The following is a 15,407-nucleotide window of genomic DNA, read 5'->3' on the forward strand; positions in this document are numbered from 1 at the left end:
GATCATGCGAGAACACGAGCACGAGAACGGCGAGAGTGCGCTGCGGCCGAAGTCCGGCCGGGTGGAGGAGCCGGAGTCCGCGCTGCAGCTGCGGGCGGCACTGTCGGGGCGACTGGAGGCCGCCTCACCCAGCGGTCTGATCGGGTTGCAACGCGCGGCCGGAAACGCGGGCACCGCGACATTGTTCGAAGATCCGTCACCGGTGCGTCGAGTTGTCGCCTCCGGCGGCGGACGGCAGCTCGAACCCGAGGTGCGCGCCGATATGGAATCCCGATTCGGTCAGGACTTCGGTGATGTCCGGGTGCACACCGATGGCGACGCTCACGAGTCGGCGAAATCGGTGAACGCCCACGCCTACACCGTCGGCTCGAACATCGTGTTCCAGCGCGACGCCTATGATCCGTCCTCCACGGCCGGGCGGCACACCCTCGCCCACGAGCTGACCCACGTGGTGCAGCAGCGCAACGGACCGGTCGACGGCACCGATGCCGGCGACGGGCTGAAGGTCAGCGATCCGTCCGACCGCTTCGAACGCGAGGCTGTGGCCAATGCCGACCGCGTCCTGTCCGCGCCCCCGTCGCCGGAGGTCTCCCACAGCAGCGAGGTCCAACGCTGCGTGGAGGACGTTCAGCGCACCGAGGAACCGGAAGAGGACGAGACGACTGCCCAGACCTACGTGCAGCGCGCCGAGAGCGAGGAAGAGGAGCAGTCCGTCTAGGCGGCCCGGCACCTTGCCGAGCAGGTCGGGTTGCCCGATGAGGCAGTATCCGCTTCCCGAACACACATCCGTTAGGCCGTACAACGCTCTCGCGCTTCGTAAGACGCTGTAGGAGAACAGTTCACCTCTAGCGAGGAGGCGTTATGCCGACCTATCTGTCACCCGGCGTGTATGTCGAGGAGGTGGAGGCCGGGTCGCGACCGATCGAGGGGGTTGGCACGGCCGTGGCGGCCTTCGTCGGGTTCGCCGCGGACGGACCTTTCAACGAACCGACGCTGTGCACCAACTGGAGCCAGTTCACCCAGCAGTTCGGTGATTTCGTCGAAGGCGGCTATCTCGCGCACGCCGTGTACGGGTACTTCGCCAACGGCGGTGGCGCCTGCTACGTGATCCGGGTGGGGCTGGACGGCAATGCCAACGGCACGAGGCGCGGCGAGCTGCCCGCGGGCGCACGGCAGGCGGAACTGGGCGGCTACCGGATCTCCGCGCTGGACTCCGCCGACGGCAAAGCCGACCTCACCGTCGAGATCAAGCCGGTAGAGGGCGACGGGGCGCCCGAGGATCAGTTCTCGGTCGTGGTCAAACGCGGTTCGAAGGTCGAGGAGTCGATGGGACCGGTCACGATCAAGCGCGGCAAGGACAACGTGGTGACGGTCGTGCGGGCGCAGTCCAAGCTCATCACGATCGAGGAGACGGGTGCCGCGCAGGCCCGGCCGGACTTCGGGTCGGTCACCCTGGCCGCGCCCGCACCGGCGCCGACTCCCGAGCGGATCTGCGCCGAGGACTACGTGGGCGACGTCGACGAGCGGACCGGGTTCTCCGGTCTGGCCGCGATCGACGAGGTCACGATGGTGGCGGTGCCCGACCTGATGAGCGCCTACGAGCGCGGGGCGATCGATCTGGAGTCGGTGCAGGCGGTACAGCAGGAAATGATCACCCACTGCGAACTCATGGGTGACCGGGTGGCGATCCTGGATCCGCCGCCTGGCCTGGGCCCGCAGCAGGTCAAGGAGTGGCGGGTCGAGAAGGCCGGGTACGACTCGAAATACGCCGCGCTGTACTACCCCTGGATCAAGGTGTTCGATCCGGCGGCAGGAACGGCGCGATTCGTCCCGCCCAGCGGTCACGTGGCCGGTATCTGGGCCCGCAACGACGAGTCGCGCGGGGTGCACAAAGCGCCGGCCAACGAAGTGGTTCGCGGGGCGCTCACGCTCGGGGTGCAGTTGACCAAGCCCGAACACGATCTGCTGAATCCCATCGGTGTCAACTGCATTCGCTCCTTCCCCGGGCGCGGTATCCGGGTGTGGGGTGCGCGCACGCTTGCTTCGGACCCGTCGTGGCGCTACCTGAACGTGCGGCGGCTGTTCAACTACCTGGAGGAGTCCATTCTCAACGGCACACAGTGGGTGGTGTTCGAGCCCAACGACGACGCGCTGTGGGCCCGCATCCGGCGCACCATCAGCGCCTTCCTGGTGAACGAGTGGCGTAAGGGCGCGCTGTTCGGCCTGACGCCCGACGAGGCGTTCTACGTCAAATGCGACCGCGAGACGAACCCGGCCGAATCGATCGACATAGGCCAAGTGATCTGTGAGGTCGGTGTCGCGCCGGTCAAGCCCGCCGAGTTCGTCGTGTTCCGGCTCGCTCAGTTCTCCGGCGGAACCAGCCTCGTCAACGAATGACCCGCAGCAGCACAGGAAGTAGGACATCATGGCGCTCCCCGATCTCGACACTTCGGTCGGCCACTCGTTCGGACTGGAAATCGACGGTGTGGTCATCAAACAGATTTCGGAGGTCTCCGGGCTCAAGCTCGAACAGGACGTGATCGAACTCAAGCAGAACACCGCCGACGGCAAGTACGTCGTGAAGAAGCTGCCCGGCCGGTACAAGGCGGGAGAGGTCACGCTGACGCGCGGTCTCACCGGCGACAACAGCTTCGAGAAGTGGGTCAAGGACAGCCGGTTCGGCAAGATGGGCGCCGCGCGCAAGGGCGGCGCGATCATCGTCTACGACTACGAAGGCCAGGCGCTCAAGCGGTACAAGCTGACCAACGCGTGGCCCAAGTCGCTGGAAATCGGCGCGCTGAAGGCCGGTGACACGAGTGTGCTCACCGAGAAACTGGTCGTCACCTACGAGAACATCGAGGTCGAATAGTGCGCCGCGTGCACAACGCCGCGGCCGCGGACGCGCCCGTCGCGTCCGCAGCCCCGGCGGAGGGGATGCGAACGGAGTTCCCGTTCGTGCTGCCACGCGGATACCTCGATCCTTCGGGCACCGTGCACCGCACCGGTGCGATGCGGCTGGCGACCGCGCGAGATGAACTGGTTCCGCTGCGCGACGACCGGGTGCGTGAGAATCCGGCGTACCTGTCGGTGGTGCTGATCGCCCGGGTGATCACCCGGCTCGGCACGTTCACCGACATCCACGCCGGCATCGTGGAAGACCTGTTCGCCTCGGATCTCGCCTTCCTACAGGATTTGTACCAGCGAATCAACGCCGAGGGGCACAGCCGCGCGGCGGTCAGCTGCCCGTCCTGTTCGCACGAGTTCACCATCGACCTCGCGGGCAGCCGCGTGGGGGAATCGTGACGTACGAGGTCGACCCGCTGCTCGAGGAGATCTCGTACGTCGCTTACCACTTCCATTGGCCACTGGGCGAAATTCTCGATCTGGAACATCCGGATCGACGCCGGTTCGCCGATGAGATCGAGCGCATCAACACCCGGGTCCGAGGGAGGTGAAGACGGATGGGGCTGTGGGATCGGCTGTTTCCCAGCCGCCGGCGTGACGTCGACGAACCTGCGCCGACCGGCGAAGCCCGCGCGCGGGAGTGGCGGGACGCACCGCCGGTGCAGCGCGTCATCACCGACGTCGCGCTGGTCACCGCCCCAGCCCGGTTCGAGTCGGCGCTGGTCTCTCGTCGCGATTTCTCGTTTCGTGGGCCGATGTCGCACGCCGTCGGCGGGGATGCGCCGTCCGGCGTGATCACCGGACTGGCCACCGACCCCGCAGTGATGCAGCGAAGCAGGGATGAGAACTTCGGCACCACTGCTGCGCTGCGCGCGCGATCCGATCCACCCGTGGTCGAGGCGCCGGCCTGCCATGATCGAGTGGCGACGCTCGCGGGGCCGATGGTGTCGGCAGCGGACGTGGTCGAGGTGCCTCTGCGCCACCTGGCATCCGCTTCGGCCGACACTTCGGCACCCTTATCAGCGGCTGATGACGTCAACGGCGCTGCACTACAGCAAGTTTCAGCATTCGCGGGCGCAATGCCGGACCAGCAGGAGCCGGTCGGGTCTCCCGGCACGGATCAAGGCCCAAACGAACTCGACGACACCGATCGGCTCGGCGAGAGTCCGGTCGCCGATGCCCCGGCCCGGTCGATACCGGCCGCGCCTCAGCAGATGCAACGACAGTTCGCCGAGGAACCGGCACGTCGTCGGCGGTACGGTCTCGGCGCTCCCCTTCCGGATGGTGAATCCGGCACCGGAGCCGGACGTTTCGTGCAGCGTCTTCTCGATCAGAAGAGCGCCGCTTCAGTGGAACGCGCGGCAGGCGTGCAGCCTGCCGCTGACCCACAGCGATCGATCGACACAGGCGGTGCTCTGCCTCCGGCCGGGGCGCTCGACGCGCAGCACGCCGAATCCGAGCAGGTAGTCGGCCTGCCGCAGATGAGCACCCCACCCGAAACCGATCAGGTGGGTGCTTCTGGCGCAAGCCGTGGTGTCGGTGTCCGGGCAACAGCGAATGCGGATGAGAGCGGCGGCGAAGGGCGTGCTGTCGATGTGCAGCGCGATACCGATTTCAGGGTTGCCGCGGATTCGAGTTTCCCCGTCCCCAAGGAGCAGGGACCGAAGCCGCCGACAGCGATGGGTCCGCAGCAAATGTTGGCCGCGCAGCGTGCCGTGGAGGCTGAACGGTTCACAATTCAGCGGGCACCGAATGGCACCGCTGACTCGGCGCGAACCCCTCGAACCGCAGTGCCCGGGATACCCGTGATTCAGCGCCGAGCTGCCGTAGACCAGCCCGGTGCCGCGGAGGTGAGCGCCGAACCGCCCCCCGAAGGCCCGGCCGGAGGTTCGCATCCCGACAGCCGGGAACCATCGACGGCACCGCCCGATGGCGGCGATCTGCCGATGGGTGGTGTCGAGATGATCGGCGCTACGAACGCGGTGGATACGCGGGTCGCTGAAATCGTCGGATACACAGGCGAATTTGTGCCGGTCGCTGCTTCGATCCCCCGAGCGGCGCCGGAGCCCGGTGTGGCATCGCCCGTGCCCACGGTGCAGCGGCAGAGTCGCGCGGAGGACGTGTCTGTGTCATCCGCCGCGGCAGGCTCCCCGAACCTCGGACAACTCGAATCGTCCGCGGCGCCCGTCGCCGACGCGGCGTGGCAGACCCGATCGCTCGCGCCGCCCGACTCGAATCCGTCGCGTACGCAGAGCCAGGTGCAACGAACCACCGGCCCAGCCCTGCCGAGTTCCGCAATTGGGCACGCAAACCCACGGATCCATGGATCGGCGACGGCGCACGAGCACGTCGCTTCCGCCACGCTGGGTAACCGCACCGGAATCGGCACTTCCTCGTGGAACGCCCCGGCGGCGACTGGGTCGACGCCCCACCCTGTGCAGCGGATGGCGGACCTCGTGTCATCCACTCTGACGCAGGGCAGCGAAAATCCGAGATCAGCCCCCACCAACTCACACCGCGCGGAACTGCCCACTTCGAAGCAATCCGGGACGCTACTGCTCCAGCGGCGGCCCCCGCTCGGACAGTCGCCGATGCCGGGCGCGCCGCATCGGACGGAGACGCCGAGGTCCGTGCGGCTGTCCGGCAGCGCGGATCCGCGTGTGCTCCAGCGTGAGCACCGCACATTCGGCATGCCCGGTCAGCCGGCTCCGGAAGGCGGGCAGGGCGTGCGTTCGTCCACCGAGGGCACCACACTCCACCGTGCCGGTCGCTCGTCTGCGCACGGTGTCCTGATCACCGCACCCGACAGTGCCGAGCCGGCCCACCTACAGCGCACTCGGACAGACACCGGCGACGTGCCGGAAAGTACCGCGGAACCGCCCACCACCTCCGACCATGCGGCAACGCACTCGACGGTCGGACCCGACACGACACCGCCACCGGCGTCCGACGCGACTACGAGGCAGTCCGTCGCGTCCGCCCCACCCACGTCTGCCACAGCCGGTGCCTCGCCGACCGACATCGACGGTCTCGTGGACCGCCTGTACGAGCCGATCGCTCGCAAGCTCAAAGCCGAACTGCGCCTGGCCAGGGAACGCGCGGGCGTTGCCCTGGACCTTCCCCTCTGATCACGTCCCGAGGAGCCGACCATGCCCACCGATCTGGACCCCGCCGTCAGCGTGTGTTTCGTCGTGACCATCGACAACATGAGCCTGGGTGCGTTCAACAGTTGCGAAGGCCTCGGCTGCGAGGTGGTGATGGAGCAGCGCGAGGAGGGTGGCAACAACGGGTACGTATGGCAGCTGCCGACTCGGATCAAGTTCAGCAACATCAAGCTGAGCCGTCCGGTCACGCCCGACACGGCCAAAGTCGCCGCGTGGTTCGGCAGCGTCGCGACCGGGGTGCGCGGCAAGACCGGCCAGATCAAGGCGATGACGGCCGACGGCACGGTGGTCGCGCAGTGGGGTCTGCTCGGCGTGATGCCCGTGCGCTGGACCGGCCCGTCACTGAACGCGGAATCGCCCAAAGTCGCCTTGGAAACCATCGAGATCACCCACCACGGCTTCGTCGAGCCGGGAAAGGCGTGACATGCCCGCGCCGATCGCCTTCAGCGCCACCAGCGCCGGTGGCGCGCAGTCCGGCAGCAGCCGGCCGAAGCTCCTGCACGCGTTCCTGGAGGTGCGCGACCCGCCGGTGGAAAAGGGCTCGCTGCAACCCGGGCCGCGCCGGGGCCAGATCGACTTCCAGTTCAACCCGAAGGAACTGTCGGTCACCAAGTCCGCCAAGTGGAACCGCGATGCCCAGAAGGGAAGCAAGAAGAGCGGTGTGCCCGAGTTCAAGGGCGCAGACCCGGCCAAGCTGACGCTCGAGATGTTCCTCGACGCAGGCGCGGAGCACGACACCAAGGTGGTGGACACCGTGGAACAGTTGTTCGCCTGCTGCGTGCCGACCAACGAGAGCCACGACAAGAAGAAGGGCAGCCCGCCGTGGGTGATCTTCCACTGGGGCGGGCTGACCGGCTTCACCGCGTACGTGAGCTCGGTCGCGGTGAAGTACACGCTGTTCACCCCCGGCGGGCTGCCGATCCGCGGCACCGCGACCGTCACCATCGAGGAGATCGCCGGTGATCAGGCGAAACAGAATCCGACCTCGGGCAGCCTGACCGCCCGTAAGGTGCATACCGTGGTCGCGGGCGACACCCTGGCCTCGATCGCCTGGCGCGAGTACGGTGACCCGACCCGGTGGCGTGCGGTCGCCGTCGCGAATCGCATCGACGACCCGATGCGGCTGCGCCCCGGCGCGCAGCTGCTCATCCCCGCCGCGGAAGAACTGGGGTGACGCGCGATGCCCGCTCGGGATTTCACCAATCAGCTGCTCGTGCGGGTGGCGGGCGCGCCGTTGCCCGACGACGTCGCCGCGCTGCTCACCTACGCCATGGTGGACGACAGCCGCAGTGCGCCGGATCTGTTCGTCCTCCGCTTCCGGGATCCGAACCATGTGGTGCTGGAGAAGGCGAGTATCGAGATCGGCGCGCCGGTCGCGCTCAGCGTCGCCTCCAACGAGGCGAACACGCCGGTGCCGCTGCTGTCGGCGGAGGTCACCGCAATCGAGAAGGAGTTCGACGGCACCGGCACCTTCACCACGGTGCGCGGCCTGGACAGATCACACCGGCTGCAACGAGGCAGGCGCGTCGCGAGTTTCGAGCACATGTCGGCCGCGGACGTCGCACGCCGCGTGGCGGGAGCCGCGGGAATCGATGTGGGCCGCATCGATGCGGGCGGAACTGTGCTGGAGCAGATCTCGCAGGGCAACGTGAGCGATTGGGAACTGTTGCGCCAGCTCGCCGCGGACATCGGCGCCGAGGTGGCGGTGACCGACGGGAAACTCGATTTCGGCAAGCCGACCGCCGCGGCCACCGCGCCCGCGACCGACGCGAAGGCCACCGAGGAGCCGCTGGTCTTGGAACTGGGGCGCAACGTATTGCGGTTGCGTGCGATCGTCACCTCCGCCGATCAAGTACCCGCGGTGCAGGTCCGCGGCTGGGATGTCACGCGGAAGAAGCCCGTAGTCGCCGAAGCGCCCGCGCGCACCACTGCCGCGGCCAACGGCGTCCGGCCGGAGGATTTGGCCCGCCTGTTCAAGGCGCCCGATCTGGTCGCAGCGCGGGTGCCGCACGGCACCCAGGGCGAAGTGGACGCCGCGTGCAAGGCGCTCGCCGAACAGGTCGCCGGTGGCTTCACCGAGCTGGAAGCCCTGCTGCGCGGCAATCCCACCGTGCGCGCAGGCACGGCGGTGGCGCTGGCCAACGTGGGAAAACCGTTCGAGGGCAAGTACTGCGTGACCGCCTCCCGGCACACCTTCGACCCGGTCACCGGCTACACGACCAGCGTGATCGTCAGCGGCGCCCGCGATCGCACCCTCGCCGGACTGACCGGGGTCTCGGGGCCGGGCGCTCGCCAGGCGCTGGGCGGGGTGGTGATCGGCCAGGTGAGCGACAACAAAGACCCCGAGAACATGGCCAGGGTCCGGGTTACCTTCCCGTGGCTGGCCGACAGCTTCGTCAGCGCTTGGGCGCGCACCGTGCAGCAGGGCGCGGGTGGGAAACGTGGCATGCTGTTCCTGCCCGAGGTGGGCGACGAGGTACTGGTCGCCTTCGAACACGGTGACTTTCGCCGCCCCTACGTCGTCGGCGGGCTCTACAACGGCGTCGACGCGCCACCCGAGGGGGAGGGCGATCTCGTCGACCGCCTCAGCGGGGCGGTGAACCGACGCTCGATCGTCTCCCGGACCGGCCACCGCCTCGAGTTCCGGGAAGCGGCGGCGGGCGCGCAGGGCGTGCACCTCGCCACCGGGGACGGCAAGCTCACCGTGGACCTGGACCGGAAGGCCACGACGATCTCGGTGCACAGCGACGGCACCGTGAGCATCGCCGCGCGCAACGGAGTGACGATCGACGCGGGCACCGGAACACTCCGGCTCACCGGCAACGACATCGTCATGGGCGCAGAGACCGGCGTCACGATCGACGGCGGCGCGGGTGCGGTGGAGGTGTCCAGCACCGCGAACGTCAAGGTGCAGGGCTCGACGGTGACGGTGAACGGCAGCGCGAGCGCGGAACTCACGGCGGGCGCGACGGCGACCGTGCGTGCCGGCGTGGTCCGGATCAATTGAACGGGAGTGCAGATGCCACCAGCAGCACGGGTCGGTGACCCGACCGCCCACCCGGGTGCGATCGCGCCGCCCGGTGTCCCGACGGTCCTGATCGGGGGCATGCCCGCCGCTACCGTCGGAACTCCGCACGTGTGCTCGTTCCCGCCCCCGGCCGTGCACCCGCCCTCGGCCCTCGCCGGGCCCGGCTGCCCGACGGTGCTGATCGGCGGCATGCCCGCCGCCCGGGTCGGCGATCTGTCCGCCTGCGGCGCCCCGGTCGTGCTCGGCTGCCCGACCGTGCTGATCGGCGGGTAGCGCGATGGCCGAGCAGTTCATCGGCGCCGGATGGGCGTTCTTCCCGATGCGGACCGACCACACCGGCGCCATCGCCCTGGTGACCGCCGACCAGGAGATCAAGGAAAGCATCCGGCTGATTCTCGGCACCTCGCCCGGCGAGCGGCCGATGCGTCCCGAATTCGGCTGCGCCATCCACGAATTCGCATTCGCCCCGGCCGACGCCGCCACGGCGGGACAGATCGTCTACGAGGTGCGGGCTGCTCTGGAGCGGTGGGAGCCACGCATCGATCTCGACATCGTGCAGGTGCGTTTCGACGACGTCGACAACGGGACGCTCTACATCGACGTGCGCTACAGCATCCGCGGCCGCAACGATCCGCGCAATCTGGTCTTCCCGTTCTATGTCATCCCGCCGCACGTCGAGGACAACTACCCGGGAGGTGCGTCGTGACCCTGCCCGCCCCCAATCTCGACGACCGGTCCTTCCAGGGGCTCGTCGACGACGCGAAACGTTATGTGCAGCAACACTGTCCCGAGTGGAGCGACCACAACGTCTCCGATCCCGGCATCACCCTGCTGGAGACCTACGCCATGATGGTCGACCAGCTGCTGTACCGGCTCAACCGGGTGCCGGACCGCCTCTACCTGAAGTTCCTGGAGTTGCTCGGCATCGAGCTGTTCGCGCCGAGCGCGGCGACGGTGCCGGTGACGTTCTGGCTGTCCGCTCCGCGAGCGGAGGTCGTGCAGGTGCCCGCGGGCACGCAGACCGCGACCGGCCGCGCGCAGGCCGAGCACACCGGGCACTGGCGCAGCGAGACGATCGAACCCGTGGTGTTCACGACCGTCGCGGAACTGCCCATCGTGCCCTGCTCTCTGTCGGCCGTCGCCACGGCCGCGGTCGACGGCCCGGTGGTCGACTGCACCGACCGGCTCACCACCGGAGTGCAGTTCACCTGCTTCTCGTCGACGCCGAAGCCCGGCGACACATTGTTGCTGGGACTGTCCGCTCCGGTTCCGTCCTGCGCGGTCGTGCTGCGCTTCGACTGCCGGGTGGAAGGTGTCGGCGTCGATCCGCTCCAACCTCCGCTGGTGTGGGAGGCGTGGGACGGACGAGCCTGGGTGGACTGCGAACTCGAACGCGACGACACCGGCGGGCTCAACCGCCCTGGCGACGTGGTGCTGCACGTGCCGCCCACCCATCAGGCGTCGTTGATCCAGCGGCGCAGTGCGGGCTGGCTGCGCTGCCGCGTGGTGGCCGTCGCGCCGGGGCAGCCGCCCTACACCGCCTCACCCCGGGTGTTCGACGCGTCGGCTTTCACGATCGGCGGCACCGTGGACGCCCGCTACGCCGAGCTGGTCCGGGACGAAGTGATCGGAATGTCCGAAGGCGTTCCCGCGCAACGTTTCCCACTCGATCATCCGCCCGTGGTGACCGAGCCGGGCGAACGGGTCGTCATCGAGGTCGCGGCGGGCAACGGCTGGCAGCCGTGGGAGCGCGTCGAGCACTTCGGCGCGAGCGGGCCGGACGATCGGCACTTCACCTTGGACGCCGCCACCGGCACCCTCTGCTTCGGGCCCGGAATCCGGCAACCGGACGGCTCGATCACCCAGTACGGTGCGGTCCCGCCGAAGGGCGCGCCGATCCGGGTGCCGGTGTACCACACCGGCGGCGGGCGCCGCGGCAATGTCGCCCGCGGCACCGTGCGATTGCTGCGCAGTTCGCTGCCCTTCGTCACGCGCATCGAGAACCGCAAGCCGGGATCCGGCGGGGTGGACGGCGAAACGGTCGACAACGCCAAGCTCCGTGCCCCGATGTTGCTGCGCACTCGGGACCGCGCGGTCACCGCCCGGGACTACGAACTGCTGGCGCGAGCCGCGTCACCGCGCGTCGCCCGCGCCCGCTGCCTGTCCGGGACCGGTCCCGACGCCGCGGTGGTCCGGGTCCTGCTGGTGCCCGACGTGGACAGTGACGAGCGCGCGACCGTGCCGTTCGAGCGGCTGCAGCCGACGGACGACTTGTTGCGCACCGTAGTGCGATACCTGGACGAACGGCGGATGATCGGCGCGCGCCTGGTCGTGGAGCCGCCGCGCTATCGCGGTGTCACCGTGGTCGCCGCCGTGCGCGCACGGGTCACCAGTGACCCGTCCCGGGTTCGGGACCGCGCGATCCACGCGCTGAATCGCTACCTGCATCCGATCACCGACGGGCCCGACGGCAACGGGTGGCCGTTCGGCAGACCGGTGCAGGCCGGTGAGTTGTTCGCGGTGTTGCAGGCGGTCGACGGCGTCGAGCAGATCGAGACGCTGCGCCTGTACCCCGCCGACCCGATCAGCGGCACCCGCGGCGAAGCCGCCGAACGGATCACGCTGCCACCCAACGGATTGGTCTTCTCCTTCGACCATCAGATCAAGGTGACGTCATGAGCAGGGGCACGGTCGCCGGACTGCCCTCGGCGCATCCGATCAGTGAATTCCTGCCCGGCATCTATCTCGACGACCCGCTGGTCCAGCGCTGGACCGCGGGGATGGACGAACTGCTCGCACCGGTCTTCCTGACCCTCGACGGGCTCGACGCCTACGTCGACGCCACCCTCGCGCCCGCGGACTTCCTGCACTGGCTCGCGGGCTGGGTCGACGCCGAGCTCGACGAGCGATGGTCGCTGCCGCGCCGGCGCGCGGTCGTCGCGGCGGCGGTCGCGCTGCACGCCCGCCGCGGCGCGATCGCGGCCCTGCGGGACCATATCCGGCGTACCTGTGGCTGCGAAGTCGAGGTTGTCGACAGCGGCGGCGCTCGCTGGTCCCGCATCCCGGATTCCGCCGCCCCCGGTTCGCCGACGCCTCGACTGGTGGTCCGGGTGCCCGCTGATCGCTGGGACGAGGTCAACCGGTCACGGATCGCGCGTGCCGTCGAGTCGATGTGCCCGGCGCACGTCCCGTTCGAGCTGGTGCCGCAGCAGACGTGAGCGGGTGGGTCGCGTCGACCCCGAGTTCGTCGAGGACGCGGGCGTAGTCGCGGCGCGCCTGCTGGGCGGCGGCGAGATCGCCCGCGCGTTCGTAGGCCGCGATCAGCAGCCGCCACGCGCGATCCAGGTACGGATCGACGCGCAGACTGCGCAGCAGCGCTTCGACGGCCGCGGCCGGTTCGCCACCGCGCAACTCGAGCTCGGCCAGCGCGGCGCCTGCCAGCGCGGCCTGCGTGCGGAGCCGATCCCGTTCCGGCGCGACCCATTCGGCGGCGCCGTCGCCGGGCAGCAGATCGCCGCGGTACTCCGCGAGCGCCGTGGTGAGCGCGCAGTGCGCGGCGGCGTCGTCACCCATTCGCAGCGCGCGGTGTGCCGCGTCCACCGCGGCGGTGAACGTGACCACGTCGGCGCTGCTGTCGCCGGGCAGCGCGATGGAGTAGGTCTCACCTTGCCGCACCAGCAGCGCCGACTTCCCGCGCCCGATCTCCGGTTCCAGGAAATGGCGCACCGCGGACACGGTGACCTGAAGGTTCTGCCTGGCGCGTGCTGCCGTCAGGTCGGGCCACAGCGCCGCGACCAGATCCTCGCGGTGCACGGGCTGCCCGGCACGCATCGCGAGGTACCGCAGTGTCGCCGCGGCCCGGGGCCGCAGCGTCTGACAATCCAGCGCGACGCCGTCCACCTGGACCTCGAAGGAGCCCAGACACCGCACGCGCAGCCGAGCAGCAGGCGCGAGGGCGGGTGGCGGTTGCGCGCTCACGCTCTCGGTTCGCCGCACGCGATCGGCGAGCGTGCCCGGCCAAGGCATGCCGATCTCGGTGGCGAGTGCCCGCGCCGCGGCGAACCGCCCCGCGCCGACGGCGGCGGGAAGGCCGCTCGCACCGAGCAGCGCGATCACCTGGGCGCCGGGCACACCCGTCGTCCGGGCGAACATCTCCGCACGGGTGAGCATCGCGGCCGCGCCCGGCCTGCTCTCCAAGAGCGCCGCGATCGCTTCGAACGCCAGCACCCAGGCCCGTGCGGTGTCGGCGTGCAGTGCGGAGTAGCGCTCGTCGGCGACCCGCCAGATCGCCGACGACGGCTCGCCCGCGAGCAGTTCCCGGCACGCGGCGATGGCGACGGCAAGCGCAGCGCCCCACCGATCGCCGATGGCGTCGCACTCGTCGGCGACTTCGGTGGACCTTCGAGGCGCGCCGAGCATCGACAGCGCGCGGCACAACCGCACCAGCATGAGCGCGCCCGCCCGCTCGGCGTCGCAGGCCAGGTGCTCGATCCGGGTCGCCACGTCCTCACCGCAGACGAGTGCGGCGACGGCGCCGACGAACTGGGTCCACAGATCGAGCAGCAAAGGTGCGCCGCTGTCCGCCGCTGCCTGGGCGCTGTGATAGGCGCCGTAGACGTGCCCGCCCAGCAAAAGAGCGCCCGCTCGAGCGAAAGAGTCGTCGGGACGGTCGTTTTCGCCCGTGACGTAATCGAGCGGATGACGGATCGTCGCGGCGCGGAGCCGATCGATCCAGTGCAGCTCCGGCCGGGCGGGAGCATCCAGCCAGATGTCGATCAAGCGGCGTTCCCTGGCGACCGCGTCACGCAGATCCGGTTCGGTGAACAGCTCTTCGGCGAGCCGGTAGCGCTGTGACGCGCGATGCAGTCGTCCGGCGGCCACCTCCCGGCGTGCGGTGGCCGTGCACAGCCAGGGGTCGTCGTCGACCACCGCGGCGGGCAGTCCCGCGCACCAGACCGGGCTGTGCCGATCGCCTGCCACCCGGTCGCCGTGCTCCTGCAGGATTCTGGCCACGTCGGCCCAGCGTTCCGCGCGCGCGAACAACCGCACCGCCTCGGCGTACGCCGCTTCCTGTTCGAGTTGCGCCGCCGCCCGCGCGCACCACCGCGCCGCCTCGGCCGTGCCGAGTTCCTCCCGTAACGCCGCGGCCAGATGATGGCGCAGCACCTCGTGGTAGCGGTAGCTGTGCCCGTCGTCGTCGGAGCTGGTCATGGCCTGGCGCCGCTCGAGTTCGGCCAGGAGCACGCCGGAGTCCGTGCGGCCGAGCAACAGGTCGCAGCGCTGCGCGGTAACCGTCTCGAAAACGTGCGTGCGGCGCAGGAATTCGCACAATTCGGTGGGCAGCTCGCCCAGGACGGTACGGGCGAGATATCCGCGCAGGTAGCGCGAACGCCCGCTGAGGGCGTGGATGGCCGCGCGCCGGTCGCGGGCGCCCAGCGCCTGCGTGGCGAGATGGAACAGGTGCAATCCGGCGGCCCAGCCGTCGGTGTGCCGCGACAGCGCCGCCGCGTCCTCCGGCGGCAGCGGACGGCCGTAGCAGTCGGCGAACAGCGCCTCTACTTCCCAGCAGCGGAACCGCATGTCGTCACCGGAAAGGATGGTGACACGGCCGAGTTCGGCGCGGATCAGATTGACCGTCGGGCGCACCCGGGTGCCGAGCACGACGCGTACCCGTTCCTCCGCCGCGGCCGAATGCCCCAGGACGAGGCGTTCGAAGGCCGTTTCGGCCGGTCCTCCGACCACGAAATGGAAGTCGTCGACCACCAGCGTGCGCGGTCCCGTAGCCAGGGCGGCTCGAAGCCCGGCGGTGAAGCGCTCCGCTTCCGCGTCCTCCGGATCGGCACGGCACCAGGCGACCGGTTCGCCGCACCCGGCCGAGTATTGCTGTAACAGCTGGGTTTTGCCCGAGCCCGCAGGCGCGGTGATCACCGCGACGTCCGCGTGCGCGAGACGTTGCAGCAACCGTGCGCGCCGCAGTCCCAGCCCGCCCGCGCCGGACGGCGCCGTGGCTCCGGACATGCGCATGATCGGGCCTCCCTCACGGACCACTCGGTATGGAACTCGCTAAGAATTCTGCGAGTGACCGCCGGCGTAATCCCGAGTAGCGAGCTACTCGTTTTCACAGCCCGATTCGGATCCCGGCGACTGGCACGGCGTTTCGAGCCGAGGAGGTCTGGTCACCATTGTGGCGTGTCGGCTCGCGTCGCGCCGGTAGATCGGGCAGGCAAGCGCGCCAGGCACATACCGGTCTGCCGACGCCACCGGCCGGACCGGGACGGCTTCGACAGTTCGCGGGATGCACCCACGCGACG

14 protein-coding genes are annotated in these 15,407 nt (G+C 69.6%); 13 read left to right on the plus strand and 1 reads right to left on the minus strand.

Annotated elements, in window-relative coordinates; genetic code table 11:
- The first annotated feature begins 4 nt into the window (after nucleotides 1-4).
- The 13 genes from LTT66_RS19945 (at nucleotide 5) to LTT66_RS20005 (ending at nucleotide 12,314) form a co-directional block, all read left to right on the plus strand.
- Nucleotides 5-718 carry an eCIS core domain-containing protein gene (locus LTT66_RS19945; protein ID WP_233060105.1) on the plus strand — a complete coding sequence of 238 codons (714 nt, stop codon included), beginning with the start codon at nucleotides 5-7 and terminating at the stop codon, nucleotides 716-718.
- A 143-nt stretch (nucleotides 719-861) separates the two neighbouring features.
- Nucleotides 862-2,397 (plus strand): phage tail sheath family protein, encoded by a 1,536-nt coding sequence (locus LTT66_RS19950; RefSeq protein ID WP_233060106.1) that lies wholly within the window; start codon nucleotides 862-864, stop codon nucleotides 2,395-2,397.
- Between the two features lie 28 nt (nucleotides 2,398-2,425).
- Nucleotides 2,426-2,869, plus strand: a complete 444-nt coding sequence (locus tag LTT66_RS19955) for a phage tail protein (RefSeq protein ID WP_174185829.1) — start codon at nucleotides 2,426-2,428, stop codon at nucleotides 2,867-2,869.
- 8 nt (nucleotides 2,870-2,877) lie between these two features.
- Nucleotides 2,878-3,303, plus strand: coding sequence for a hypothetical protein (locus tag LTT66_RS19960; protein WP_233060107.1), 426 nt, complete (start codon nucleotides 2,878-2,880; stop codon nucleotides 3,301-3,303).
- Nucleotides 3,300-3,455 carry a DUF6760 family protein gene (locus LTT66_RS19965; protein WP_181719218.1) on the plus strand — a complete coding sequence of 52 codons (156 nt, stop codon included), beginning with the start codon at nucleotides 3,300-3,302 and terminating at the stop codon, nucleotides 3,453-3,455. The genes LTT66_RS19960 and LTT66_RS19965 overlap by 4 nt, the downstream gene beginning before the upstream one ends.
- A 2,304-nt stretch (nucleotides 3,456-5,759) precedes the next feature.
- Complete coding sequence (locus tag LTT66_RS19970) at nucleotides 5,760-6,032, plus strand: hypothetical protein (protein WP_233060108.1); 273 nt, start codon at nucleotides 5,760-5,762, stop codon at nucleotides 6,030-6,032.
- A gap of 21 nt (nucleotides 6,033-6,053) precedes the next feature.
- Entirely contained in the window at nucleotides 6,054-6,491 is a 438-nt protein-coding gene (locus LTT66_RS19975) for a phage tail protein (protein ID WP_195064905.1), read from the plus strand.
- Nucleotide 6,492: 1 nt separating this feature from the next.
- A complete protein-coding gene (locus LTT66_RS19980) occupies nucleotides 6,493-7,242 on the plus strand; it encodes a CIS tube protein (protein ID WP_233060109.1) in 750 nt (249 codons plus the stop codon).
- A gap of 6 nt (nucleotides 7,243-7,248) precedes the next feature.
- Nucleotides 7,249-9,075: a VgrG-related protein gene (locus LTT66_RS19985; protein WP_233060110.1), complete on the plus strand. Its 1,827-nt coding sequence runs from the start codon at nucleotides 7,249-7,251 to the stop codon at nucleotides 9,073-9,075.
- A gap of 12 nt (nucleotides 9,076-9,087) precedes the next feature.
- Nucleotides 9,088-9,369 carry a PAAR domain-containing protein gene (locus tag LTT66_RS19990; RefSeq protein WP_181719212.1) on the plus strand — a complete coding sequence of 94 codons (282 nt, stop codon included), beginning with the start codon at nucleotides 9,088-9,090 and terminating at the stop codon, nucleotides 9,367-9,369.
- A gap of 4 nt (nucleotides 9,370-9,373) precedes the next feature.
- Nucleotides 9,374-9,802, plus strand: a complete 429-nt coding sequence (locus LTT66_RS19995) for a GPW/gp25 family protein (protein ID WP_233060111.1) — start codon at nucleotides 9,374-9,376, stop codon at nucleotides 9,800-9,802.
- Complete coding sequence (locus LTT66_RS20000) at nucleotides 9,799-11,775, plus strand: putative baseplate assembly protein (RefSeq protein ID WP_233060112.1); 1,977 nt, start codon at nucleotides 9,799-9,801, stop codon at nucleotides 11,773-11,775. Before LTT66_RS19995 ends, LTT66_RS20000 begins: the two co-directional genes overlap by 4 nt.
- Nucleotides 11,772-12,314, plus strand: coding sequence for a phage tail protein (locus tag LTT66_RS20005; RefSeq protein ID WP_233060113.1), 543 nt, complete (start codon nucleotides 11,772-11,774; stop codon nucleotides 12,312-12,314). Before LTT66_RS20000 ends, LTT66_RS20005 begins: the two co-directional genes overlap by 4 nt.
- Here LTT66_RS20005 and LTT66_RS20010 read toward each other — a convergent pair.
- Nucleotides 12,232-15,120, minus strand: coding sequence for a BTAD domain-containing putative transcriptional regulator (locus LTT66_RS20010; RefSeq protein ID WP_233060114.1), 2,889 nt, complete (start codon nucleotides 15,118-15,120; stop codon nucleotides 12,232-12,234). The genes LTT66_RS20005 and LTT66_RS20010 overlap by 83 nt on opposite strands.
- Nucleotides 15,121-15,407: the final 287 nt, after the last annotated feature.

It is taken from the genome of Nocardia gipuzkoensis (assembly GCF_021183645.1).
GTDB classification, from domain to species: Bacteria; Actinomycetota; Actinomycetes; order Mycobacteriales; family Mycobacteriaceae; genus Nocardia; species Nocardia abscessus.